The following is a 23,174-nucleotide window of genomic DNA, read 5'->3' as shown; positions in this document are numbered from 1 at the left end:
AGGGGTGGGGACATGAGCGAGAAGCCGACGGTGTCGGACGAGGAGTGGGCGTCGTTCGTCGAAGCGGCGCGCGAGCAGGGCCTCGGGACGAAGGAGCAGGAGAAGCTCCTGCGCAAGGCCAAGCGGCCGAAGGCCCCGAAGGCCCCGAAGGCCCCGAAGGCCCCGAAGCCGGCGAGGCGCGAGGAGCCGGCGGGCTGGCGCACCGGGCCGGCCTGGCGGGAGATGAACGGCCGCGCCGCCCGCCGGCGCCGCGTCAAGGCCGTCGCCGGCATCGCGCTGGCCGCCGCGCTCGCGGCGGTCGCCGTACGCCCGCAGCTGCTGACCGACCACCTCCCGGCCGGTGTGACCTCCGCCCTCCCGGCCAGCTGGACCGACCGCCCCGAGGACACCACGCCGCTCGCCGCCGAAACCGCCCGCCCCACCGCCGCCCCGCCCGCCGCCGACCCGCACCGCCCGACCCTGAAGTCCCCCTTCAGCGGCTCCCCGGCCGCGCGCTGGGCAGACGGCCCGTCGGGCATCACGCCCCCGCCGGTGAAGCCGACGGGCTGGATGTCCAAGCCCCAGATCGAGGCGGCCCTGAAGCAGGTCAGGGATTTCCTGGTGGCCTCGAACCTGGACCCGGCCGTCGTCAAGGGCGGCAGGCCGGACGCGGCGCTGAAGATGATCGACCCGAAGCAGCCCCAGACCCGCCAGGACCTGGAGTCGGCCCTGTCGAAGCCGACGAAGGACAACGACCCCACCACGCTCTTCAGCCGTTTCTCCCCGGCCGAGGTCAAGCCGGTCGGCACGGTGGTGAAGACACGCGGCCACATGACCGTGGAGGCCGGCCACGGCAAGGCCGGTGGCGCGGTGCTCGTGCGCGCCGACTACACCTTCGTCTACCCGGTGGTGAAGGCCCGGCCGGGCGCCGACGAGGTCACCCGCACGATCGTCCGCCGCGAGGTGACGTTCGCCTTCTACGAGCCCGGGCGGTACGACGTGACGCGGGGCAAGCTGATCCTCCACTTCTGGGACGCCAGCGTCGGCAACGACGACTGCGCGCGGGACGAGGACGGCTACTACCACCCGACGTTCCGGGAGGACGCCACCGTGGACCCTGACACGGGTTCCACCGGCCCCGAGATCGACCCCTACGACCGCACCAAGCCCCTCGCCCAGAGGGCCCGAGGCTGCGGCACCGTCTCCCGTGTCTGACACGGTCCGCACCCTCCGCCTCCGCTTCCGACGCGCGGCCCTCGCCGGGGCCGTGGTCGCGCTGGCCGGTCTCGCCGGGCCGGCCGCCTGCCAGTCCCCGGGACGCGCCGGGCAGCCCGTCGACGACGGCCCGCCCACGGCCGCGGAGCCCTTCCGCGGCTCGCCCGCGTCCTCGTGGGCGGACGGCGCCGACGGCATCACGCTGCCGCAGGCACAGGCCGTGAACGGGCTGCCCGCGAGCCATGTCGACGCCGCGTTGCGGAAGGTCAAGGCGTTCCTGGTGGCGGCGAACCTGGACCCCGGCGTGCTGCGGGGCGGCTCGGCCCTTCCCGCCGTGCTGCTGATCGACTCGACCGACGGCGTCCGGGCCGACGCGCAGAGCTGGCTCGACCGGCCGGACGCCGAGCGGCGCAACCCGCTGTGGCTGTTCACCCGCTTCGACCCGGCCGAGTCCCGGCTGCTCGGCCCGGTGAAGACGCGCGGGACGACGACCGTCGAGGCCGGCGACGACCCCGGGGTCGTACGGATCAGGGCGGTGTACACCTTCGTCTACCCGGTGGCGGACGCCGTGCCCGGCCGCAACCGGGCGACCCGCGCCGTCGTGCGCCGCGATCTGACCTTCGAGGTGTACGACGCCGGCCGCTACGAGACGGACCCCGGTTCGGTGAGCCCCGTCGCGTACGCGTACTGGCTCGGCAACCACGACTGCGGGGCCTTCGACGGCGTCGTGCACCCGTGGTTCGGCGGCGAGGGGATCACTCCGGGGCGCGGAGCCGACCCGTACGACCTGGGCCGGGAGGTCGCCGACCTGCCGCGGGACTGCGCCCCGGTCTCCCGCGTCTGAGTCCCGCCACCGCGGGGCGGGTACGTGACCCGGTGCGCCCCGTGTGTACCTCTGCGTGACGTGGGGTACAGTCTTGGGCCCGATTGGCGGCCACATGGTCTCGTATGGCAGACTGTCGGGGTTGCTCGGTTGAGTGCCGATGCTGCGCGCCTCCCGCCGGGAGGACCGGAAGCGAGTCCCACAGTACTCGTCGCTCCTGCTCAGGAGCGGACGTACGGGAATCTTCCGGGAAGTGTCAGCGGGGCGCCGACCAGGCACCCGGTGGGTGTTCCGCCCCCGGCTTCGCGGGTTTTCAGGGCCCGCACCCCCTTGGTTGGGAAATCCTTCGGGACTTCTTCGTAGAGGGAGTGCGACACGCCCGACCGCGTGGGTCGGAGGAGGGAGTCTTCAGATCCCCCGGGTTCCAGAGCGTTAAACGAGACAAAGGACTACTGAGTAGCCATGGCGGGACAGAAGATCCGCATCCGGCTCAAGGCCTACGACCACGAGGTCATCGACTCCTCGGCGAAGAAGATCGTCGAGACGGTGACCCGCACTGGTGCGTCGGTCGCGGGCCCGGTGCCGCTGCCCACTGAGAAGAACGTGTACTGCGTCATCAAGTCGCCGCACAAGTACAAGGACTCGCGCGAGCACTTCGAGATGCGCACGCACAAGCGCCTCATCGACATCCTCGACCCCACGCCGAAGACGGTCGACTCGCTCATGCGTCTCGACCTGCCGGCCGGCGTCGACATCGAGATCAAGCTCTGAGGTGACGCGCGAGATGGCTAAGAACATCAAGGGCATCCTGGGCGAGAAGCTCGGCATGACGCAGGTCTGGGACGAGAACAACCGGGTCGTCCCGGTGACCGTCGTCAAGGCCGGCCCGAATGTCGTGACCCAGGTGCGTACGAACGACAACGACGGCTACGAGTCGGTCCAGATCGCCTTCGGCGAGATCGACCCGCGCAAGGTGAACAAGCCCCTCAAGGGCCACTTCGCCAAGGCCGACGTCACCCCGCGCCGTCACCTCGTCGAGATCCGTACCGCTGACGCCAGCGAGTACACCCTCGGCCAGGAGATCACCGCCGAGGTCTTCGAGGCGGGCATCAAGGTCGACGTCACCGGCAAGAGCAAGGGCAAGGGCTTCGCCGGTGCCATGAAGCGCCACAACTTCCGTGGTGGCAAGGCCTCCCACGGTGCCCACCGCGTGCACCGCAAGCCCGGTTCGATCGGTGGCTGCGCCACCCCGGGCCGCGTCTTCAAGGGCATGCGCATGGCCGGCCGCATGGGCAACGAGCGCGTGACCACCCAGAACCTGACCGTTCACGCCGTTGACGCGGAGAAGGGCCTGCTGCTCATCAAGGGCGCGGTTCCTGGTCCGAACGGCGGCCTCGTCCTGGTCCGCACCGCGGCCAAGGGGGCCTGAGGATATGAGCACCATTGACATTCTGTCGCCCTCCGGCGACAAGACCGGGACCGTCGAGCTCCCGGCCGAGATCTTCGAGGCCAAGGTCAGCATCCCGCTGATCCACCAGGTCGTCGTCGCGCAGCTTGCGGCTGCCCGCCAGGGCACCCACAAGACCAAGACGCGTGGCGAGGTCCGCGGTGGTGGCAAGAAGCCGTACCGCCAGAAGGGCACCGGCCGCGCCCGTCAGGGTTCGACCCGCGCCCCGCAGTTCGCCGGTGGTGGCGTCGTGCACGGTCCCGTGCCGCGTGACTACTCGCAGCGGACCCCCAAGAAGATGAAGGCCGCCGCCCTCCGCGGTGCCCTCTCCGACCGGGCGACCCACTCCCGTGTCCACGTCGTCTCCGGCGTGGTCGAGGGTGGCATCTCCACCAAGGCCGCCAAGACGCTGTTCGGCAAGATCTCGGAGCGCAAGAACCTGCTCCTGGTCGCCGAGCGCTCCGACGAGGCCGCGTGGCTGTCCGCCCGCAACCTGCCCCAGGTCCACATCCTGGAGCCGGGCCAGCTGAACACGTACGACGTGATGCGATCCGACGACGTGGTCTTCACCCAGGCCGCCCTCGAGTCCTTCGTGTCTGGCGCTGCGAAGTCTTCGGCTGCTGACACCGAAGGGAGCGAGGCCTGATGTCCGAGGCCACGATCACCAGCAAGACCTTCACGGACCCGCGCGACGTCCTCGTCAAGCCGGTTGTCTCCGAGAAGAGCTACGCGCTGCTGGACGAGAACAAGTACACGTTCATCGTCGCGCCCGGCGCCAACAAGACCCAGATCAAGCAGGCCGTCGAGGCGGTCTTCTCGGTCAAGGTCACCGGGGTCAACACGATCAACCGCCAGGGCAAGCGCAAGCGCACCCGCACCGGTTTCGGCAAGCGCGCCAACACCAAGCGCGCCATCGTGACCCTTGCCGAGGGCAACCGTATCGACATCTTCGGCGGTCCGACCGCCTAAGGGCGGTCTGGATCGTCCGGAATCGGACGAGGACTGAGAAATGGGAATCCGCAAGTACAAGCCGACTACGCCGGGCCGTCGTGGCTCCTCCGTAGCCGACTTCGTCGAGATCACGCGGTCCACGCCGGAGAAGTCGCTGGTCCGCCCCCTGCACAGCAAGGGCGGCCGTAACAACACCGGTCGTGTGACCGTCCGTCACCAGGGCGGTGGCCACAAGCGCGCCTACCGCGTGATCGACTTCCGTCGTCACGACAAGGACGGCGTGCCGGCCAAGGTCGCTCACATCGAGTACGACCCCAACCGCACCGCGCGCATCGCGCTGCTCCACTACGCGGACGGCGAGAAGCGCTACATCATCGCCCCGCGTGGTCTCTCGCAGGGCGACCGGGTGGAGAACGGCCCCACGGCCGACATCAAGCCCGGCAACAACCTGGCCCTCCGCAACATCCCGGTCGGTACCACGATCCACGCGATCGAGCTCCGTCCCGGCGGTGGCGCCAAGTTCGCCCGCTCCGCAGGTGCCTCCGTGCAGCTGCTCGCGAAGGAGGGCACGATGGCCCACCTTCGTATGCCTTCCGGCGAGATCCGTCTGGTCGACGCCCGCTGCCGCGCCACCATCGGCGAGGTCGGCAACGCCGAGCAGTCGAACATCAACTGGGGTAAGGCCGGCCGCAAGCGCTGGCTGGGCGTTCGCCCGACCGTCCGCGGTGTGGCGATGAACCCGGTTGACCACCCGCACGGTGGCGGTGAGGGCAAGACCTCCGGTGGTCGCCACCCGGTCTCCCCGTGGGGTCAGAAGGAGGGTCGTACTCGTTCGCCGAAGAAGGCTTCGAACAAGTACATCGTCCGCCGCCGCAAGACGAACAAGAAGCGCTAGGAGCGGGTTTAGATGCCGCGCAGTCTCAAGAAGGGACCCTTCGTCGACGGCCACCTCATCAAGAAGGTGGACGCTCAGAACGAGGCCGGTACCAAGAACGTCATCAAGACCTGGTCCCGTCGCTCCATGATCGTGCCGGCCATGCTCGGCCACACGCTCGCGGTGCACAACGGCAAGACCCACATCCCGGTGTTCGTCACCGAGTCGATGGTCGGCCACAAGCTCGGCGAGTTCTCGCCGACGCGCACCTTCCGGGGTCACGTCAAGGAAGACCGGAAGTCGAAGCGCCGCTAGCAGCGGATCGCATTCAGACACGTAAGTAACTGAAGGGACAACCATGGAAGCCAGGGCCCAGGCGCGGTACATCCGCGTCACGCCCATGAAGGCCCGCCGCGTGGTGGACCTCATCCGTGGCATGGACGCCACGGAGGCCCAGGCGGTCCTGCGATTCGCCCCGCAGGCCGCTTCCGTGCCGGTCGGCAAGGTGCTCGACAGCGCCATTGCCAACGCCGCGCACAACTACGACCACACGGACGCCTCCTCGCTGTTCATCAGCGAGGCGTACGTCGACGAGGGCCCGACCCTGAAGCGGTTCCGTCCGCGTGCTCAGGGCCGTGCCTACCGGATCCGCAAGCGGACCAGCCACATCACCGTGGTCGTCAGCAGCAAGGAAGGAACCCGGTAATGGGCCAGAAGGTAAACCCGCACGGGTTCCGGCTCGGCATCACCACCGACTTCAAGTCGCGCTGGTACGCCGACAAGCTGTACAAGGACTACGTCAAGGAAGACGTCGCCATCCGTCGGATGCTGACGTCCGGCATGGAGCGCGCCGGCATCTCGAAGGTGGAGATCGAGCGCACCCGTGACCGTGTCCGCGTGGACATCCACACCGCTCGCCCGGGCATTGTCATCGGTCGCCGTGGCGCCGAGGCCGACAAGATCCGTGGCCAGCTCGAGAAGCTGACCGGCAAGCAGGTCCAGCTGAACATCCTCGAGGTCAAGAACCCCGAGGTCGACGCTCAGCTGGTGGCCCAGGCCGTCGCCGAGCAGCTGTCCTCCCGCGTCTCCTTCCGTCGGGCCATGCGCAAGAGCATGCAGTCCGCCATGAAGGCCGGCGCCAAGGGCATCAAGATCCAGTGTGGTGGCCGTCTCGGCGGCGCCGAGATGTCCCGCTCGGAGTTCTACCGCGAGGGCCGTGTGCCGCTGCACACGCTCCGCGCGAACGTCGAGTACGGCTTCTTCGAGGCCAAGACGACCTTCGGCCGCATCGGCGTGAAGGTCTGGATCTACAAGGGCGACGTCAAGAACATCGCCGAGGTCCGCGCCGAGAACGCCGCTGCCCGCGCCGGCAACCGCCCGGCCCGTGGCGGCGCTGACCGCCCGGCCCGTGGTGGCCGCGGTGGCGAGCGTGGCGGTCGCGGTCGCAAGCCGCAGCAGGCTCCCGCTGCCGAGGCCCCCAAGGCCGACGCCGCCGCCGCTCCGGCTGCTGAGAGCACCGGAACGGAGGCCTGACCGAAATGCTGATCCCCCGTAGGGTCAAGCACCGCAAGCAGCACCACCCGAAGCGCAACGGTATGTCCAAGGGTGGCACGCAGGTTGCGTTCGGCGAGTACGGCATTCAGGCCCTCACCCCGGCCTACGTGACCAACCGCCAGATCGAGGCCGCGCGTATCGCGATGACCCGCCACATCAAGCGTGGCGGCAAGGTCTGGATCAACATCTACCCGGACCGCCCGCTCACGAAGAAGCCTGCCGAGACCCGCATGGGTTCCGGTAAGGGTTCTCCGGAGTGGTGGATCGCGAACGTCAAGCCCGGTCGGGTGATGTTCGAGCTGTCCTACCCGAACGAGAAGATCGCGCGTGAGGCTCTGACTCGTGCCGCCCACAAGCTGCCGATGAAGTGCAAGATCGTTAAGCGCGAGGCAGGTGAGCTGTGATGTCGGCCGGTACCAAGGCGTCCGAGCTGCGCGAGCTGGGCAACGAGGAGCTTGTCGCCAAGCTCCGCGAGGCCAAGGAAGAGCTGTTCAACCTCCGCTTCCAGGCGGCGACGGGTCAGCTCGAGAACCACGGTCGGCTCAAGTCCGTCCGTAAGGACATCGCCCGGATCTACACCCTGATGCGCGAGCGCGAGCTGGGCATCGAGACGGTGGAGAACGCCTGATGAGCGAGAACAACGTGACTGAGAAGACCGAGCGCAACGCCCGCAAGGTCCGTGAGGGCCTCGTCGTCAGCGACAAGATGGACAAGACCGTCGTCGTCGCTGTCGAGGACCGCGTCAAGCACGCGCTGTACGGCAAGGTCATCCGCCGTACGAACAAGCTCAAGGCTCACGACGAGCAGAACCAGGCCGGCGTCGGCGACCGCGTCCTCCTCATGGAGACCCGGAAGCTGTCGTCGACGAAGCACTGGCGCGTCGTCGAGATCCTCGAGAAGGCCAAGTAATCCCTCCTAGGGGGACCCCCTAGGAACAGTTCCGCCAGGCTCGGCGCGGGGCCTCACTCGCTGAGGCCCCCGCCGGGAACCGGCAGACAATCAGGAGATAGACGTGATCCAGCAGGAGTCGCGACTTCGCGTCGCCGACAACACTGGTGCCAAGGAGATCCTTTGCATCCGTGTTCTCGGTGGCTCGGGTCGCCGCTACGCGGGCATCGGTGACGTCATCGTCGCCACCGTCAAGGACGCGATCCCCGGTGGCAACGTGAAGAAGGGTGACGTCGTCAAGGCGGTCATCGTTCGCACCGTCAAGGAGCGCCGCCGCCAGGACGGCTCGTACATCCGCTTCGACGAGAACGCCGCCGTCATTCTGAAGAACGACGGCGACCCTCGCGGCACCCGTATCTTCGGCCCGGTGGGCCGTGAGCTGCGCGAGAAGAAGTTCATGAAGATCATCTCGCTCGCGCCGGAGGTGCTGTAAGCATGAAGATCAAGAAGGGCGACCTGGTCCAGGTCATCACCGGCAAGGACAAGGGCAAGCAGGGCAAGGTCATCGCGGCCTACCCCGCCGAGTCCCGCGTCCTCGTCGAGGGTGTCAACCGGGTCAAGAAGCACACGAAGGCCGGCCCGAACCAGGCCGGCGGCATCGTGACCACCGAGGCTCCGGTCCACGTCTCCAACGTCCAGCTGGTCGTGGAGAAGGACGGCAAGAAGGTCGTCACGCGTGTGGGTTACCGCTTCGACGACGAGGGCAACAAGATCCGCGTTGCCAAGCGGACGGGTGAGGACATCTGATGGCTACCACCACTCCGCGTCTCAAGACGAAGTACCGCGAGGAGATCGCGGGCAAGCTGCGTGACGAGTTCAAGTACGAGAACGTCATGCAGATCCCCGGCCTCGTGAAGATCGTGGTCAACATGGGTGTCGGCGACGCCGCCCGTGACTCGAAGCTGATCGAGGGCGCGATCCGCGACCTCACCACGATCACCGGTCAGAAGCCGGCCGTCACCAAGGCCCGCAAGTCCATCGCGCAGTTCAAGCTGCGTGAGGGTCAGCCGATCGGTGCCCACGTCACGCTCCGTGGCGACCGCATGTGGGAGTTCCTGGACCGCACCCTGTCGCTCGCGCTGCCGCGCATCCGCGACTTCCGCGGCCTGTCCCCGAAGCAGTTCGACGGCCGTGGCAACTACACCTTCGGTCTCACGGAGCAGGTCATGTTCCACGAGATCGACCAGGACAAGATCGACCGCGTCCGGGGTATGGACATCACCGTGGTCACCACGGCGACCAACGACGACGAGGGCCGTGCCCTTCTGCGTCACCTCGGCTTCCCGTTCAAGGAGGCGTAAGCGAGATGGCGAAGAAGGCTCTCATCGCGAAGGCTGCCCGCAAGCCCAAGTTCGGTGTGCGTGCGTACACCCGCTGCCAGCGCTGCGGTCGTCCCCACTCCGTGTACCGCAAGTTCGGCCTCTGCCGCGTGTGCCTTCGTGAGATGGCTCACCGTGGCGAGCTGCCGGGCGTGACCAAGAGCTCCTGGTAATTCCCCCTCGCCCCTAGGGCGTTGAGGAAACACAGGAGTCTCTCGGTAAGCATTGGGTTGGCGGAGGCCCTTCCCCTGATGGCTTAGGCTAGTGGGGTTGGGCGTCCGCCGCCCGTACGACTTACTACGCCGTAGGTCCACCGCACCGCACCCGCCCCGTCTCGGATCGGGGAGAGGGATGGTGCACCAGGAAACCCCGGCGAGAGAGGCCGAAGGCCAATTCATGACCATGACTGATCCGATCGCAGACATGCTCACGCGTCTGCGGAACGCGAACTCGGCGTACCACGACACCGTGACGATGCCGCACAGCAAGATCAAGTCGCACATCGCGGAAATCCTCCAGCAGGAGGGCTTCATCTCCGGCTGGAAGGTCGAGGACGCCGAGGTCGGCAAGAACCTCGTGCTCGACCTCAAGTTCGGTCCGAACCGTGAGCGCTCCATCGCGGGCATCAAGCGGATCTCGAAGCCGGGCCTCCGGGTTTACGCGAAGTCCACCAACCTGCCGAAGGTTCTCGGCGGCCTGGGCGTGGCGATCATCTCCACGTCCCACGGTCTCCTGACCGGCCAGCAGGCTCAGAAGAAGGGCGTGGGTGGGGAAGTCCTCGCCTACGTCTGGTAGTCGGGAACGGAGGAAAAGCCAATGTCGCGTATCGGCAAGCTCCCCATCACGGTTCCCGCCGGCGTGGACGTCACCATCGAGGGCCGCACGGTCACGGTGAAGGGTTCCAAGGGCACCCTCACCCACACCGTCGCCGCGCCGATCGAGATCGTTAAGGGCGAGGACGGCGTTCTGAACGTCACCCGTCCCAACGACGAGCGTCAGAACAAGGCCCTGCACGGCCTGTCCCGCACGCTGGTGGCCAACATGATCACCGGTGTGACCCAGGGGTACACGAAGGCGCTCGAGATCAGCGGTGTCGGTTACCGCGTGGCCGCGAAGGGCTCCAACCTGGAGTTCCAGCTCGGTTACAGCCACCCGATCCTGGTGGAGGCCCCCGAGGGCATCTCCTTCAAGGTCGAGTCGCCGACCAAGTTCTCGGTCGAGGGCATCGACAAGCAGAAGGTCGGCGAGGTCGCCGCGAACATCCGCAAGCTGCGCAAGCCCGACCCGTACAAGGCCAAGGGCGTGAAGTACGCGGGCGAGGTCATCCGCCGCAAGGTCGGAAAGGCTGGTAAGTAAGCCATGGCATACGGTGTGAAGATCGCCAAGGGCGACGCTTACAAGCGCGCTGCCAAGGCGCGCCGTCACCTGCGCATCCGCAAGAACGTGTCGGGTACGGCGGAGCGTCCGCGCCTCGTCGTGACGCGTTCCAACCGCGGCATCACCGCGCAGGTCATCGACGACCTCAAGGGTCACACCCTGGCGTCGGCGTCCCACCTGGACGCCTCCGTCCGCGGTGGCGAGGGCGACAAGTCCTCGCAGGCCAAGCAGGTCGGCGCCCTGGTCGCCGAGCGCGCCAAGGCCGCCGGTGTCGAGGCCGTCGTGTTCGACCGTGGTGGCAACAGGTACGCCGGGCGCATTGCCGCTCTGGCTGACGCCGCCCGCGAAGCCGGGCTGAAGTTCTAAGCCCCGGTTCCGGGACTAACGGACGTAACAGAGAGAGGTATTCCAATGGCTGGACCCCAGCGCCGCGGCAGCGGTGCCGGTGGCGGCGAGCGGCGGGACCGGAAGGGCCGCGACGGTGGCGCTGCCGCCGCCGAGAAGACCGCGTACGTTGAGCGCGTAGTCGCGATCAACCGCGTCGCCAAGGTTGTCAAGGGTGGTCGTCGTTTCAGCTTCACCGCGCTGGTCGTGGTGGGCGACGGTGACGGCACCGTGGGTGTCGGTTACGGCAAGGCCAAGGAGGTGCCGGCCGCCATCGCCAAGGGTGTGGAGGAGGCCAAGAAGCACTTCTTCAAGGTCCCCCGTATCCAGGGCACCATCCCGCACCCGATCCAGGGTGAGAAGGCCGCGGGCGTCGTCCTGCTCAAGCCGGCTTCCCCCGGTACCGGTGTTATCGCCGGTGGCCCGGTGCGCGCCGTGCTCGAGTGCGCCGGCGTTCACGACATCCTGTCGAAGTCGCTCGGCTCCGACAACGCGATCAACATCGTGCACGCGACCGTGGAGGCCCTGAAGGGCCTGCAGCGTCCCGAGGAGATCGCGGCTCGCCGCGGTCTGCCGCTCGAGGACGTCGCTCCCGCGGCTCTGCTCCGTGCGCGTGCCGGGGCGGGTGCGTAATGGCTCGCCTCAAGATCACGCAGACGAAGTCGTACATCGGCAGCAAGCAGAACCACCGCGACACCCTGCGTTCGCTCGGGCTCAAGCGCCTGAACGACGTGGTCGTCAAGGAGGACCGCCCCGAGTTCCGCGGAATGGTGCACACCGTCCGCCACCTCGTGACGGTCGAGGAGGTCGACTGACATGGCGGAGAACAACCCGCTGAAGGTCCACAACCTCCGTCCCGCCCCGGGCGCCAAGACCGCCAAGACCCGTGTGGGTCGTGGTGAGGCGTCGAAGGGTAAGACGGCCGGTCGTGGTACGAAGGGTACGAAGGCCCGTTACCAGGTTCCGGAGCGCTTCGAGGGTGGCCAGATGCCCCTCCACATGCGTCTTCCGAAGCTGAAGGGCTTCAAGAACCCCTTCCGCACCGAGTACCAGGTCGTGAACCTGGACAAGCTGGCCGCGCTCTACCCGCAGGGTGGCGAGGTCACGGTGGCCGACCTGGTCGCCAAGGGTGCGGTTCGCAAGAACCAGCTCGTCAAGGTCCTGGGCCAGGGCGAGGTCTCCGTGGCGCTGCAGGTGACGGTCGACGCCGTCTCCGGCTCCGCCAAGGAGAAGATCGCCGCCGCGGGCGGCACCGTCACCGAGCTCGTCTGAGACGACTCGATGGCCTGAACATCCGACCGGGGATGCCTCTCAAAAGGGGCATCCCCGGTTGGTCGTTCCTAGGGGGCCGTAGTCGCCGGTAAGGTGGCGTCCACTGTCTAGAGTGCGTGCGGTATGCCCGCGGGCGCTCCGGGCGGAAACTCTCATCGTCGAACCTCAAGACCGTCACCTCTGACGCACGTGCGCGGGGGTCGCAGGAGGCACCGTGCTCACCGCGTTCGCCCGGGCGTTCAAGACGCCCGACCTGCGCAAGAAGCTGCTCTTCACGCTCGGCATCATCGTGCTGTACCGGCTCGGGGCACACATCCCCGTCCCCGGCGTCAGCTACGAGGCCGTCCAGCAGTGTGTGGATCAGGCGAGCCAGGGCAACAACAGCCTGTTCGGCCTGGTCAACATGTTCAGTGGCGGGGCGCTGCTGCAGATCACCATCTTCGCGCTCGGCATCATGCCGTACATCACGGCGAGCATCATCCTGCAGCTGCTGACCGTCGTGATCCCGCGCCTGGAGAACCTCAAGAAGGAGGGCCAGTCCGGCACCGCCAAGATCACGCAGTACACGCGTTATCTGACGGTGGCGCTCGCCATCCTCCAGGGCACCGGCCTCGTGGCCACGGCCCGCACCGGTGCGCTGTTCAGCGGCTGCACGGTCGCGAGCCAGGTCGTCCCCGACCAGTCGATCTTCACCACCGCCACCATGGTCATCACCATGACCGCGGGCACCGGCGTCGTCATGTGGCTCGGTGAGCTCATCACCGACCGCGGCATCGGCAACGGCATGTCGATCCTCATGTTCATCTCCATCGCCGCCGGCTTCCCGGGCGCCCTGTGGGCCATCAAGAAGAGCGGCGACCTGGCGGGCGGCTGGATCGAGTTCGGCACCGTCATCCTGATCGGCTTCGTGATGGTGGCCCTCGTCGTCTTCGTCGAGCAGGCCCAGCGCCGCATCCCGGTGCAGTACGCGAAGCGGATGATCGGCCGCAGGTCCTACGGCGGTACGTCCACTTACATCCCGTTGAAGGTGAACCAGGCAGGTGTGATTCCTGTCATCTTCGCGTCGTCGCTGCTCTACATCCCGGCGCTCGTGGCGCAGTTCTCGAACTCCACCGCCGGCTGGAAGACCTGGATCGAAGCCCACTTCGTCAAGGGTGACCACCCCTACTACATCGCCGCGTACTTCCTTCTGATCGTGTTCTTCGCCTTCTTCTACGTGGCGATCTCGTTCAACCCCGAGGAAGTCGCGGACAACATGAAGAAGTATGGTGGCTTCATCCCGGGTATCCGGGCTGGTCGACCTACTGCCGAGTACCTGAGCTACGTGCTCAACCGGATCACTTGGCCGGGCTCGCTGTATCTGGGTCTGATCGCTCTTGTGCCGACGATGGCGTTGGCAGGCTTCGGCGGTGCCAATGCCAACTTCCCGTTCGGCGGGACGAGCATCCTCATCATCGTGGGTGTGGGCCTCGAGACCGTGAAGCAGATCGAGAGCCAGCTCCAGCAGCGCAATTACGAAGGGTTCCTCCGCTGATGCGAATCGTCCTCGTCGGACCGCCCGGGGCCGGCAAGGGAACGCAGGCCGCGTTCCTTGCCAAGAACCTGGACATCCCGCACATCTCCACGGGCGACCTGTTCCGTGCCAACATCTCTCAGGGCACGGAGCTGGGCCTGGCGGCGAAGGGTTACATGGACCGGGGCGAGCTCGTCCCGGACGAGGTGACCATCGGGATGGCCAAGGACCGCATGGAGCAGGCGGACGCCGCCAAGGGCTTCCTGCTCGACGGGTTCCCGCGCAACGTGGCCCAGGCCGAGGCGCTGGATGTCGTCCTCAAGGAGGACAACATGCAGCTCGACGCGGTCCTGGACCTGGAGGTCCCCGAGGACGAGGTCGTGAAGCGGATCGCGGGTCGCCGCGTCTGCCGCAACGACTCCGCGCACGTCTTCCACGTGACGTACAACGCCCCGAAGACCGAGGGCGTCTGCGACGTCTGCGGCGGCGAGCTCTTCCAGCGGCCGGACGACTCCGAGGAGACGGTCCGCACCCGCCTTGAGGTCTACCACACGCAGACCGAGCCGATCATCGACTACTACAAGAAGCAGGGGCTCGTCGCGACGATCTCCGCGCTCGGCAAGGTGGACGAGGTCACGGCGCGGGCGATGGCCGCGCTGAAGAAGTAACCCACGGTTCGTCGATACGGCCGCGGTGCCCGGGAGGGGCGCCGCGGCCGTATCGTTGTTCCGACCCCCGTAATCGACGAAAGGCCGCGGCCGAGATGGTGCAGATCAAGACCCCCGAGCAGATCGCGAAGATGCGCGAGGCGGGGCTGGTCGTCGCCGCCATCCACGCGGCCACCCGTGAGGCCGCCGTGCCGGGCGCGACGACGAAGGACCTGGACGAGGTCGCGCGCAAGGTGATCGCCGACCACGGCGCGAAGTCGAACTTCCTCGGCTACGGCGGTTTCCCCGCGACGATCTGCACCTCGGTGAACGAGGTCGTCGTCCACGGCATCCCGGACGAGAAGACCGTCCTCAAGGACGGCGACATCATCTCCGTCGACGCCGGCGCGATCGTCGACGGCTGGCACGGCGACGCCGCCTTCACCGTCTTCGTCGGCAGCGGGCACGCGCCGGAGCTGATCGAGCTCTCCCGGGTGACGGAGGAGTCGATGTGGGCCGGCATCGCCGCGATGCGGGTGGGCGCGCGCCTGGTCGACATCTCCAAGGCGATCGAGACCTACATCAAGCGCCAGCCGCGGCCGGCCGTGGGCGAGCACAGCCTGGGCCGCTACGGGATCATCGAGGACTACGGCGGCCACGGCATCGGCACCGAGATGCACATGGACCCGCACCTGCTGAACTACGTCTCCCGCAAGCGCGGCAAGGGCCCGAAGCTGGTGCCCGGCTTCTGCCTGGCGATCGAGCCGATGGTCTCGCTCGGCACCCCGCGCACGGAGGTCCTGGCGGACGACTGGACGGTCATCACGACCGACGGCACCTGGTCCTCCCACTGGGAGCACAGCGTCGCCCTGACGGAGGAGGGCCCGCTGGTCCTCACCGCGGTCGACGGCGGCAAGGCGAAGCTGGCGGAACTCGGCGTGACGGCGGCGCCGGACCCGCTGGCGTAGTCCCGCGTAACGATCTCCGACGTTGGGCAGATATCCCGGATTCGTCTTTTCCAGGCGCCTGACGTAGACTGATGCGTCGGCTCTCGTGTACCCGTGTGTCTTCGCGCGGCGGCGAGAGTCGATCAAGGTAGCCGATTCGAAGGGCGAAGCGTGGCCAAGAAGCAAGGTGCCATCGAAATTGAGGGCACCGTGATCGAGTCCCTGCCGAACGCCATGTTCAAGGTGGAGCTCCAGAACGGTCACAAGGTCCTCGCGCACATCTCCGGCAAGATGCGGATGCACTACATCCGTATCCTCCCGGACGACCGGGTCGTCGTGGAGCTGTCTCCGTACGACCTGACGCGTGGCCGGATCGTCTACCGGTACAAGTAGATCTTGCCCGCACCCCGCCTCCGCGCGCGGGTGGTGGCACTGACCCGGAGAACCTCACATCCCATGAAGGTCAAGCCGAGCGTCAAGAAGATCTGCGACAAGTGCAAGGTGATCCGCCGCCACGGCCGGGTCATGGTCATCTGCGACAACCTGCGCCACAAGCAGCGCCAGGGCTGACGCACGCCGACCGACCTGCATCTCGCAGTTCTTCGCGCGACGCATAGCAATTCGTACATACGCAGAGCCCGCCCAGCCCATGACAGGGTCGGCGACACCTCCGGCGGGGGCCGGGGACCCGATTCGTACCTCGTACGGCGGTCGGGAGCGGTTCTGCGGCAGACCCCCGAACACACAGGAGCCATTGAATGGCACGCGTTTCCGGTGTTGACATCCCGCGTGACAAGCGTGTGGTGGTAGCACTCACCTACGTCTTCGGTATCGGGCGCACCCGTTCCGAGGAGATCCTCGCCGCCACCGGCGTGAACCCGTCCACCCGTGTCCGCGAGCTTGCCGAGGAAGACCTCGTCAAGATCCGCGAGTACGTGGACGCCAACCTCCAGACCGAGGGTGACCTCCGCCGTGAGATCGCCGCCGACATCCGCCGCAAGGTCGAGATCGGCTGCTACCAGGGTCTCCGTCACCGTCGCGGTCTGCCCGTCCGCGGTCAGCGCACCAGCACGAACGCCCGTACCCGCAAGGGCCCGCGTCGCGCCATCGCCGGCAAGAAGAAGCCGGGCAAGAAGTAGTCCACAGCGGACGACTGTCCACGGTCTTCGCTGCAGGACCGACCACCTCCCGTAGGAGTAAGAGATGCCCCCCAAGGGACGTCAGGGCGCCGTCAAGAAGGTGCGCCGCAAGGAAAAGAAGAACGTCGCTCACGGCCACGCGCACATCAAGAGCACGTTCAACAACACGATCGTCTCGATCACGGACCCCTCGGGCAACGTGATCTCCTGGGCCTCCGCCGGCCACGTCGGCTTCAAGGGCTCGCGCAAGTCCACCCCCTTCGCCGCGCAGATGGCCGCCGAGTCGGCCGCCCGCCGCGCGCAGGAGCACGGCATGCGCAAGGTCGACGTCTTCGTCAAGGGTCCCGGCTCCGGCCGTGAGACCGCGATCCGCTCCCTCCAGGCCACCGGCCTCGAGGTCGGCTCGATCCAGGACGTCACCCCCACCCCGCACAACGGCTGCCGTCCGCCGAAGCGCCGCCGCGTCTGACGTAGCGGGCGCACTTGTGCGTCTTTGAGTGTCCGGGCGGTACGACCCCGTAAGGGGACGTGCCGCCCGTACCCTTGGCAGTACCTTGCAGTTCCTGTCGGACGTCAAATAGTGGGCGTCCACAAACGAAGGAAACGAAGACATGCTTATCGCTCAGCGTCCTTCGCTGACCGAAGAGGTCGTCGACGAGTTCCGCTCCCGGTTCGTCATCGAGCCGCTGGAGCCGGGCTTCGGCTACACCCTCGGCAACTCGCTCCGCCGCACCCTCCTCTCGTCGATCCCCGGCGCCGCTGTCACCAGCATCCGCATCGACGGTGTCCTGCACGAGTTCACCACCGTGCCGGGCGTCAAGGAGGACGTCACCGACCTCATCCTGAACATCAAGCAGCTGGTCGTCTCCTCGGAGCACGACGAGCCGGTCGTGATGTACCTGCGCAAGCAGGGCCCGGGTCTGGTCACCGCCGCCGACATCGCCCCGCCGGCCGGTGTCGAGGTGCACAACCCCGACCTGGTCCTCGCCACGCTCAACGGCAAGGGCAAGCTGGAGATGGAGCTGACCGTCGAGCGCGGCCGCGGCTACGTCTCCGCCGTCCAGAACAAGCAGGTGGGCCAGGAGATCGGCCGTATCCCGGTCGACTCCATCTACAGCCCCGTGCTGAAGGTCACCTACAAGGTCGAGGCGACCCGAGTCGAGCAGCGCACCGACTTCGACAAGCTGATCGTCGACGTCGAGACCAAGCAGGCCATGCGCCCGCGTGACGCCATGGCGTCGGCCGGCAAGACCCTGGTCGAGCTGTTCGGTCTCGCCCGCGAGCTGAACATCGACGCCGAGGGCATCGACATGGGCCCGTCCCCGACGGACGCCGCCCTGGCCGCCGACCTGGCGCTGCCGATCGAGGAGCTCGAGCTCACCGTTCGGTCCTACAACTGCCTCAAGCGCGAGGGCATCCACTCCGTGGGTGAGCTCGTCGCCCGCTCCGAGGCCGACCTGCTCGACATCCGCAACTTCGGTGCGAAGTCGATCGACGAGGTCAAGGCGAAGCTGGCCGGCATGGGCCTGGCCCTCAAGGACAGCCCGCCCGGATTCGACCCGACCGCCGCCGCCGACGCCTTCGGCGCCGACGACGACGCGGACGCGGGCTTCGTCGAGACCGAGCAGTACTGATAGCTGCCCGCAGGCATCCGCCTGCGGGGCCCTGACACCGGTACCTGATACGGCCGGTGCAGATCTCAAGGAGAAACACCATGCCGCGTCCCACCAAGGGCGCCCGCCTCGGCGGCTCCGCCGCGCACGAGAAGCTGCTGCTCGCCAACCTGGCGAAGTCGCTCTTCGAGCACGGCCGCATCACCACGACCGAGGCCAAGGCCCGCCGCCTGCGTCCGGTCGCCGAGCGCCTGATCACCAAGGCGAAGAAGGGCGACATCCACAACCGTCGCCTGGTGCTGCAGACCATCACGGACAAGGGCGTCGTCCACACGCTCTTCACCGAGATCGCCCCGCGCTACTCCGAGCGCCCGGGTGGCTACACCCGCATCACCAAGATCGGCAACCGTCGTGGCGACAACGCCCCGATGGCCGTGATCGAGCTGGTCGAGGGCGAGATCGCCAAGAAGGCGACCGTCGCCGAGGCCGAGGCCGCCACCAAGCGCGCCGTCAAGGAGGCCGACGAGGCCCCCAAGGCCGAGGAGACCACCGAGGACGCGCAGGACGCCTGAGCGTTCTGACGATCTCGTGGCCGGGCCCGCACCCCTCGGGGTGCGGGCCCGTTCCGCGTGTTTGAGAGGATTTACGGCGTGAGTGATGACGTGCAGCCCGGGTTCGTACGCGTACGGCTCGACCTTTCGTACGACGGCAGGGACTTCTCCGGCTGGGCCAAGCAGGCCCGCGGCCGGCGCACCGTCCAGGGCGAGATCGAGGACGCCCTGCGCACCGTCACCCGGTCCCAGGAGACGTACGAGCTGACCGTCGCCGGCCGCACCGACGCCGGCGTGCACGCCCGCGGTCAGGTCGCGCACGTCGACCTGCCCGTCGCGCTGTGGGAGGAGCACCGCGAGAAGCTGCTCAGGCGGCTCGCCGGGCGGCTCTCGCACGATGTCCGGGTGTGGAGCCTCACCGAGGCTCCCGAGGGCTTCAACGCCCGGTTCTCGGCGATCTGGCGCCGCTACGCCTACCGCGTCACCGACCACCCCGGCGGCGTCGACCCGCTGCTGCGCGGACACGTCCTGTGGCACGACTGGGCGCTCGACATGGACGCCATGAACGCCGCCGCCGAGCGGCTCGTCGGCGAGCACGACTTCGCCGCCTACTGCAAGAAGCGCGAGGGCGCCACCACCATCCGCACGCTCCAGGAGCTGCGCTGGGAGCGCCGGCCGGACGGCATCCTGGAGGCCACGGTCAAGGCCGACGCCTTCTGCCACAACATGGTGCGCTCGCTGGTCGGCGCGCTGCTGTTCGTCGGCGACGGCCACCGCCCGGTGGAGTGGCCCGGCAAGGTGCTCGCCGCGGGCGTGCGGAACTCCGCCGTGCACGTCGTACGACCGCACGGGCTCACGCTCGAAGAGGTCGGCTACCCGGCCGACGACCAGCTCGCCGCCCGCAGCAGGGAGGCCCGCAACAAGCGGTCACTCCCCGGGAGCGCCGGCTGCTGCTGAGGCCTGGCTGCGCCCGCGGGCGTAGATCTGGTTGAAGGCGAAGGTGCCCAGGTCGTCGCTGGCCGTGAAGACGGCCTCGTCGGCCTTGGTGACCTTCTTGCCGTTGATGAAGCCGGCGTACGTGAGGTAGACGTAGCGGCCGATGGAGTTGGTGCGGCGCAGGCAGACGGTCTTGCCGTGGCAGAAGTCGGCCACGCCGGCGCCGGCGAGCGGGGCGATGTTGCCCACGGCCGCGTCCTTGGCCTTCAGGGCGGCCGCCTCCGACGGGAAGACCGCGACGCCCAGCGTGATGGCGACGCCGTCCTTGACGTAGGTCGCGCGCAGCACGCGCTGGCAGCCCTGGGCCTTGAGGACGGCGCCGAGGCCGTTCTCGGTGGGCGCGGCGCAGTTGGTGGTGGCGGTGGTGGCGCCCTTGGCGTAGGCGCGGCCGTTCATGGTGAGCTTCTTGCCCGGGAAGAGGCCCTCGGGCGTCAGCGGCGCCTTGTCCTTCTTCGGGTCGGAGATGTAGTCCTTCGGGTTCGGCGGAGGCGGCGGGGCCACCGAGGAGAAGGACGGCGCGGGGCTCGCGCTCTCGGTCGGGGCCGCGGAGCCGGTCGGGGTGACGCCGTTGTTCTTGGCCTCGTCGTTGCTCTTGTTGGTGGTGACGACGGCGGTGGCGACGACCGCGCCGACCGCGATCGCGGCGACGGCGCCGCCGCCGATCAGGAGCAGGCGCTTGCGCCGGCCGCGGGCGGCCGAGGCCTCGGCGAGCGCGCCCCAGTCGGGTGTCTGCGCGGCGTGCGCGCCGGCGAAGGGGTCCGGCTGCTGTCCGTAGGGCTGCGGCTGCGGGGCCGGTGGCTGCTGCGGCGGGTAGCCGTACCCGTACGGCTGCTGCTGCTGTGGCTGCTGCGGGTATCCGTACCCGTGGCCCTGCTGTCCCTGCTGCTCGCCGCCAGGCTGCGGTCCCCCAAAGCTCATGCCGCGCATCCTAAACCGGTTGGGATACGGCGGTGGCGGCGGCGACAATGCCCCTCATGGGACATGTCGAAGCCGCGCACCTGGAGTACTACCTTCCGGACGGGAGGGTGCTCCTCGCCGACGCCTCCTTCCGGGTCGGGGAGGGCGCCGTCGTCGCCCTGGTCGGCGCGAACGGGGCCGGCAAGACGACCCTGCTGCGGCTCGTCTCCGGGGAGCTCCAGCCGCACGGCGGCACGGTCACCGTCAGCGGCGGGCTTGGCGTGATGCCGCAGTTCGTCGGCTCGGTCCGCGACGAGTCCACGGTCCGTGACCTGCTCGTCTCCGTGGCCCCGGCCCGTATCCGTGCGGCCGCGAAGGCCGTCGACGAGGCCGAGCACCGGATCATGACCGTCGACGACGAGGCCGCGCAGATGGCGTACGCGCAGGCGCTCAGCGACTGGGCCGAGGTGCAGGGCTACGAGTTCGAGACCCTCTGGGACATCTGCACCACGGCCGCGATGGGCGTGCCCTACGACAAGGCGCAGTTCCGTCAGGTGCGCACGCTCAGCGGCGGCGAGCAGAAGCGGCTGGTCCTGGAGTACCTGCTGCGCGGCAACGACGAGGTGCTCCTGCTCGACGAGCCGGACAACTATCTGGACGTGCCGGGCAAGCGCTGGCTCGAGGAGCGGCTGCGGGAGACCCGTAAGACCGTGCTCTTCATCTCCCACGACCGGGAGCTGCTGGCCCGGGCCGCGCAGAAGATCGTGGCCGTGGAGCCGGGGCCGGCCGGGTCGGACGTGTGGGTGCACGGCGGCGGTTTCGACACCTTCCACGAGGCGCGGCGGGAGCGGTTCGCCCGCTTCGAGGAGCTGAAGCGGCGCTGGGAGGAGAAGCACGCGCAGCTGAAGAAGCTGGTGGTCAATCTGCGCCAGGCGGCCGCGGTCAGCCACGAGATGGCGTCGCGTTACGCGGCGGCGCAGACCCGCCTGAAGAAGTTCGAGGAGGCCGGCCCGCCGCCGGAGCCGCCGCGTGAGCAGGACATCCGGATGCGGCTGCGCGGCGGCCGGACCGGCGTGCGGGCGGTCACGGTGGAGAACCTGGAGCTGACCGGCCTGATGAAGCCGTTCTCCCTGGAGATCTTCTACGGGGAGCGGGTCGCGGTGCTGGGCTCGAACGGCTCCGGCAAGTCCCACTTCCTGCGGCTGCTGGCCGGTGACGAGACGGTGGCGCACACGGGCGCGTGGAAGCTGGGCGCGCGGGTCGTGCCGGGCCACTTCGCGCAGACGCACGCCCATCCCGAGCTCTTCGGCCGGTCGCTCGTCGACATCCTGTGGACGGAGCACGCCAAGGACCGGGGCGGCGCGATGTCGGTGCTGCGGCGCTACGAGCTGGAGCAGCAGGGCGACCAGCCGTTCGAGAAGCTCTCGGGCGGCCAGCAGGCCCGCTTCCAGATCCTGCTGCTCGAACTGGCCGGCACCACGGCGCTGCTGCTCGACGAGCCGACGGACAACCTGGACCTGGAGTCCGCGGAGGCGCTCCAGGACGGCCTGGAGTCGTACGAGGGCACGGTCCTCGCGGTGACCCACGACCGCTGGTTCGCCCGCTCCTTCGACCGGTATCTGGTGTTCGGGTCGGACGGTGTGGTGCGGGAGACGAGCGAGCCGGTCTGGGACGAGCGGCGGGTGGAGCGGGCTCGCTAGGAGGCAAGGGCCTCAGGGGACCAGGACCAGCCGGCCGCGCCGGCCGCCCTTCTCCAGGGCGCGGTGGGCCTCGGCGGCCTCGGCGAGCGGAAGGGTCCGCTCGACGCGCGGCGTCAGGGTGCCGGCGTCGGTGAGGGCGGCCAGGCGGGCCAGGCCGGCCGCGTCGGCGCGGACCCAGACCGGGAGCACCCGGATGCCGCGCAGCGGGTACGGGGCGCCGCCCGCGACCAGGGCCGCGAAGGCGCCGCCCGAGCGGACCGCGTCCAGCGCGGCCGGCCCGAGCACCGCGCCGTCGAGCGCGGCCGCGACGCCGCCGGGGACCAGGGCGCGGACGGCCTCGCCGAGGCGGGGCGCGTCGGCCGGCACGAAGTGCTGGGCGCCCAGTCGCCGTACCAGCGCCTCGTCGCCGGGGCGGGCGGTCGCGACGATCCGCAGGCCGCGGGCGGCGGCCAGCTGCACCGCGTAGCCGCCGACCGCGCCCGCCGCGCCCGTGACCAGGAGCGTCCGGCCGGCCGGCAGGGCCAGCGCGTCCAGGGCCTGGAGGGCGGTGAGGCCGGCCAGCGGCAGGGTGGCGGCGGCGACGGCGTCGGTGGTGGCGGGCGCGGGCGCGACGGCGTGGGCGTCCAGGGCGACGTACTCGGCCTGGGTGCCGAGCTCGACGTCGAGGCGGTCGTTCATGCCGATGACCCGGTCGCCGGGCCGCAGCCCGGTCACCTCGGGCCCGGTGCTCTCGACGACACCGGCGACGTCCCAGCCGAGGCCGGTGCGGCCGTGGCCCGCCATCAGCCCGGCCTCGGCGAGGACGCCGGACCGGGTGGCGAGGTCGACCGGGTGGACGGTGGCGGCCTCGACGCGGATCAGGACCCGGCCGGGTCCGGGCTCGGGGCGGGGCACCTCGGCGATCCGGAGGACCTCGGGGCCGCCGAAGGAGTCGATGACGAGCGCGCGCATGGGCGGGACCTTCCGTGAGGTGTCCGTACGGGGTGACGGGACGAACCTAGGGAGCGCTACTCTCCGGCGGGAAGTAC

Annotated in this window: 36 protein-coding genes; 34 read left to right on the top strand and 2 right to left on the bottom strand. The window is 68.7% G+C overall.

What is annotated here, in order from left to right; genetic code table 11:
- Positions 1–12: 12 nt before the first annotated feature.
- The 33 genes from ACIGO8_RS04810 (at position 13) to truA (ending at position 19,510) form a co-directional block, all read left to right on the top strand.
- Positions 13–1,194, top strand: coding sequence for a hypothetical protein (locus tag ACIGO8_RS04810; protein ID WP_399723734.1), 1,182 nt, complete (start codon positions 13–15; stop codon positions 1,192–1,194).
- Positions 1,187–2,038 carry a hypothetical protein gene (locus ACIGO8_RS04805; RefSeq protein ID WP_399723731.1) on the top strand — a complete coding sequence of 284 codons (852 nt, stop codon included), beginning with the start codon at positions 1,187–1,189 and terminating at the stop codon, positions 2,036–2,038. The genes ACIGO8_RS04810 and ACIGO8_RS04805 overlap by 8 nt, the downstream gene beginning before the upstream one ends.
- Positions 2,039–2,479: 441 nt before the next feature.
- Positions 2,480–2,788, top strand: coding sequence for a 30S ribosomal protein S10 (rpsJ, locus tag ACIGO8_RS04800; protein WP_003948644.1), 309 nt, complete (start codon positions 2,480–2,482; stop codon positions 2,786–2,788).
- Positions 2,789–2,801: 13 nt separating this feature from the next.
- The gene (gene rplC / locus ACIGO8_RS04795; RefSeq protein WP_189974766.1) at positions 2,802–3,446 is read left to right on the top strand and encodes a 50S ribosomal protein L3; all 645 of its coding nucleotides are present in this window, start codon (positions 2,802–2,804) and stop codon (positions 3,444–3,446) included.
- A gap of 4 nt (positions 3,447–3,450) precedes the next feature.
- Positions 3,451–4,110 (top strand): 50S ribosomal protein L4, encoded by a 660-nt coding sequence (rplD, locus tag ACIGO8_RS04790; protein WP_399723728.1) that lies wholly within the window; start codon positions 3,451–3,453, stop codon positions 4,108–4,110.
- Positions 4,110–4,433: a 50S ribosomal protein L23 gene (gene rplW / locus ACIGO8_RS04785; protein WP_265864044.1), complete on the top strand. Its 324-nt coding sequence runs from the start codon at positions 4,110–4,112 to the stop codon at positions 4,431–4,433. The genes rplD and rplW overlap by 1 nt, the downstream gene beginning before the upstream one ends.
- Positions 4,434–4,473: 40 nt before the next feature.
- Complete coding sequence (gene rplB, locus ACIGO8_RS04780) at positions 4,474–5,310, top strand: 50S ribosomal protein L2 (protein WP_046908246.1); 837 nt, start codon at positions 4,474–4,476, stop codon at positions 5,308–5,310.
- A gap of 12 nt (positions 5,311–5,322) precedes the next feature.
- The gene (gene rpsS, locus ACIGO8_RS04775; protein ID WP_384421343.1) at positions 5,323–5,604 is read left to right on the top strand and encodes a 30S ribosomal protein S19; all 282 of its coding nucleotides are present in this window, start codon (positions 5,323–5,325) and stop codon (positions 5,602–5,604) included.
- 43 nt (positions 5,605–5,647) lie between these two features.
- Entirely contained in the window at positions 5,648–5,995 is a 348-nt protein-coding gene (rplV, locus tag ACIGO8_RS04770) for a 50S ribosomal protein L22 (protein ID WP_009327087.1), read from the top strand.
- Complete coding sequence (gene rpsC / locus ACIGO8_RS04765; RefSeq protein ID WP_128985132.1) at positions 5,995–6,822, top strand: 30S ribosomal protein S3; 828 nt, start codon at positions 5,995–5,997, stop codon at positions 6,820–6,822. The genes rplV and rpsC overlap by 1 nt, the downstream gene beginning before the upstream one ends.
- Before the next feature lie 5 nt (positions 6,823–6,827).
- Positions 6,828–7,247 carry a 50S ribosomal protein L16 gene (gene rplP / locus ACIGO8_RS04760; protein ID WP_030494257.1) on the top strand — a complete coding sequence of 140 codons (420 nt, stop codon included), beginning with the start codon at positions 6,828–6,830 and terminating at the stop codon, positions 7,245–7,247.
- Positions 7,247–7,471: a 50S ribosomal protein L29 gene (gene rpmC, locus ACIGO8_RS04755; RefSeq protein WP_128985131.1), complete on the top strand. Its 225-nt coding sequence runs from the start codon at positions 7,247–7,249 to the stop codon at positions 7,469–7,471. Before rplP ends, rpmC begins: the two co-directional genes overlap by 1 nt.
- Positions 7,471–7,752 (top strand): 30S ribosomal protein S17, encoded by a 282-nt coding sequence (gene rpsQ, locus ACIGO8_RS04750; RefSeq protein WP_399723721.1) that lies wholly within the window; start codon positions 7,471–7,473, stop codon positions 7,750–7,752. The genes rpmC and rpsQ overlap by 1 nt, the downstream gene beginning before the upstream one ends.
- A 103-nt stretch (positions 7,753–7,855) precedes the next feature.
- Entirely contained in the window at positions 7,856–8,224 is a 369-nt protein-coding gene (rplN, locus tag ACIGO8_RS04745) for a 50S ribosomal protein L14 (protein ID WP_003956455.1), read from the top strand.
- A gap of 2 nt (positions 8,225–8,226) precedes the next feature.
- On the top strand, positions 8,227–8,538 hold the full coding sequence (rplX, locus tag ACIGO8_RS04740; protein ID WP_282694363.1) for a 50S ribosomal protein L24: 312 nt from the start codon (positions 8,227–8,229) through the stop codon (positions 8,536–8,538).
- On the top strand, positions 8,535–9,092 hold the full coding sequence (gene rplE / locus ACIGO8_RS04735) for a 50S ribosomal protein L5 (RefSeq protein ID WP_265864084.1): 558 nt from the start codon (positions 8,535–8,537) through the stop codon (positions 9,090–9,092). The genes rplX and rplE overlap by 4 nt, the downstream gene beginning before the upstream one ends.
- A gap of 5 nt (positions 9,093–9,097) precedes the next feature.
- Positions 9,098–9,283, top strand: coding sequence for a type Z 30S ribosomal protein S14 (locus ACIGO8_RS04730; RefSeq protein ID WP_003956452.1), 186 nt, complete (start codon positions 9,098–9,100; stop codon positions 9,281–9,283).
- Positions 9,284–9,506: 223 nt separating this feature from the next.
- A complete protein-coding gene (gene rpsH, locus ACIGO8_RS04725; protein WP_399723717.1) occupies positions 9,507–9,905 on the top strand; it encodes a 30S ribosomal protein S8 in 399 nt (132 codons plus the stop codon).
- A gap of 21 nt (positions 9,906–9,926) precedes the next feature.
- Positions 9,927–10,466, top strand: a complete 540-nt coding sequence (gene rplF, locus ACIGO8_RS04720) for a 50S ribosomal protein L6 (RefSeq protein WP_031076678.1) — start codon at positions 9,927–9,929, stop codon at positions 10,464–10,466.
- 3 nt (positions 10,467–10,469) lie between these two features.
- The gene (gene rplR, locus ACIGO8_RS04715) at positions 10,470–10,853 is read left to right on the top strand and encodes a 50S ribosomal protein L18 (protein ID WP_399723714.1); all 384 of its coding nucleotides are present in this window, start codon (positions 10,470–10,472) and stop codon (positions 10,851–10,853) included.
- Positions 10,854–10,898: 45 nt separating this feature from the next.
- Complete coding sequence (rpsE, locus tag ACIGO8_RS04710; protein WP_030201551.1) at positions 10,899–11,504, top strand: 30S ribosomal protein S5; 606 nt, start codon at positions 10,899–10,901, stop codon at positions 11,502–11,504.
- Positions 11,504–11,686 carry a 50S ribosomal protein L30 gene (gene rpmD / locus ACIGO8_RS04705; RefSeq protein ID WP_005313525.1) on the top strand — a complete coding sequence of 61 codons (183 nt, stop codon included), beginning with the start codon at positions 11,504–11,506 and terminating at the stop codon, positions 11,684–11,686. The genes rpsE and rpmD overlap by 1 nt, the downstream gene beginning before the upstream one ends.
- A 1-nt stretch (position 11,687) precedes the next feature.
- Positions 11,688–12,143 (top strand): 50S ribosomal protein L15, encoded by a 456-nt coding sequence (gene rplO, locus ACIGO8_RS04700; RefSeq protein WP_128985125.1) that lies wholly within the window; start codon positions 11,688–11,690, stop codon positions 12,141–12,143.
- A 214-nt stretch (positions 12,144–12,357) separates the two neighbouring features.
- Positions 12,358–13,677, top strand: coding sequence for a preprotein translocase subunit SecY (gene secY, locus ACIGO8_RS04695; RefSeq protein ID WP_399723709.1), 1,320 nt, complete (start codon positions 12,358–12,360; stop codon positions 13,675–13,677).
- Positions 13,677–14,324, top strand: a complete 648-nt coding sequence (locus ACIGO8_RS04690) for an adenylate kinase (protein ID WP_399723705.1) — start codon at positions 13,677–13,679, stop codon at positions 14,322–14,324. Before secY ends, ACIGO8_RS04690 begins: the two co-directional genes overlap by 1 nt.
- Before the next feature lie 95 nt (positions 14,325–14,419).
- A complete protein-coding gene (map, locus tag ACIGO8_RS04685) occupies positions 14,420–15,271 on the top strand; it encodes a type I methionyl aminopeptidase (protein WP_399723702.1) in 852 nt (283 codons plus the stop codon).
- A 150-nt stretch (positions 15,272–15,421) separates the two neighbouring features.
- Positions 15,422–15,643, top strand: coding sequence for a translation initiation factor IF-1 (infA, locus tag ACIGO8_RS04680; RefSeq protein WP_003956442.1), 222 nt, complete (start codon positions 15,422–15,424; stop codon positions 15,641–15,643).
- 63 nt (positions 15,644–15,706) lie between these two features.
- Positions 15,707–15,820: a 50S ribosomal protein L36 gene (gene rpmJ / locus ACIGO8_RS04675; protein ID WP_003956441.1), complete on the top strand. Its 114-nt coding sequence runs from the start codon at positions 15,707–15,709 to the stop codon at positions 15,818–15,820.
- Positions 15,821–16,008: 188 nt separating this feature from the next.
- Entirely contained in the window at positions 16,009–16,389 is a 381-nt protein-coding gene (gene rpsM / locus ACIGO8_RS04670) for a 30S ribosomal protein S13 (RefSeq protein WP_399723700.1), read from the top strand.
- A gap of 64 nt (positions 16,390–16,453) precedes the next feature.
- Positions 16,454–16,858: a 30S ribosomal protein S11 gene (gene rpsK, locus ACIGO8_RS04665; protein WP_017949643.1), complete on the top strand. Its 405-nt coding sequence runs from the start codon at positions 16,454–16,456 to the stop codon at positions 16,856–16,858.
- 142 nt (positions 16,859–17,000) lie between these two features.
- Positions 17,001–18,023 (top strand): DNA-directed RNA polymerase subunit alpha, encoded by a 1,023-nt coding sequence (locus ACIGO8_RS04660; RefSeq protein WP_003966937.1) that lies wholly within the window; start codon positions 17,001–17,003, stop codon positions 18,021–18,023.
- 80 nt (positions 18,024–18,103) lie between these two features.
- Positions 18,104–18,574, top strand: a complete 471-nt coding sequence (gene rplQ, locus ACIGO8_RS04655; RefSeq protein WP_391102670.1) for a 50S ribosomal protein L17 — start codon at positions 18,104–18,106, stop codon at positions 18,572–18,574.
- 78 nt (positions 18,575–18,652) lie between these two features.
- The gene (truA, locus tag ACIGO8_RS04650) at positions 18,653–19,510 is read left to right on the top strand and encodes a tRNA pseudouridine(38-40) synthase TruA (RefSeq protein WP_399723695.1); all 858 of its coding nucleotides are present in this window, start codon (positions 18,653–18,655) and stop codon (positions 19,508–19,510) included.
- Here truA and ACIGO8_RS04645 read toward each other — a convergent pair.
- On the bottom strand, positions 19,481–20,467 hold the full coding sequence (locus ACIGO8_RS04645) for a hypothetical protein (RefSeq protein WP_399723693.1): 987 nt from the start codon (positions 20,465–20,467) through the stop codon (positions 19,481–19,483). The genes truA and ACIGO8_RS04645 overlap by 30 nt on opposite strands.
- Before the next feature lie 56 nt (positions 20,468–20,523).
- Here ACIGO8_RS04645 and ACIGO8_RS04640 point away from each other — a divergent pair, with 56 nt between their 5' ends.
- Positions 20,524–22,146 carry an ABC-F family ATP-binding cassette domain-containing protein gene (locus ACIGO8_RS04640; RefSeq protein ID WP_399723692.1) on the top strand — a complete coding sequence of 541 codons (1,623 nt, stop codon included), beginning with the start codon at positions 20,524–20,526 and terminating at the stop codon, positions 22,144–22,146.
- Positions 22,147–22,158: 12 nt separating this feature from the next.
- Here ACIGO8_RS04640 and ACIGO8_RS04635 read toward each other — a convergent pair whose 3' ends face one another.
- Positions 22,159–23,097, bottom strand: coding sequence for an NADP-dependent oxidoreductase (locus ACIGO8_RS04635; RefSeq protein WP_399723689.1), 939 nt, complete (start codon positions 23,095–23,097; stop codon positions 22,159–22,161).
- Between the last annotated feature and the right edge of the window lie 77 nt (positions 23,098–23,174).

Origin of the sequence: Streptomyces sp. NPDC053493 (genome assembly GCF_044544825.1) — a bacterium.
Classification (GTDB): domain Bacteria; phylum Actinomycetota; class Actinomycetes; order Streptomycetales; family Streptomycetaceae; genus Streptomyces.
This window is presented reverse-complemented; position numbering and strand designations above follow the sequence as displayed.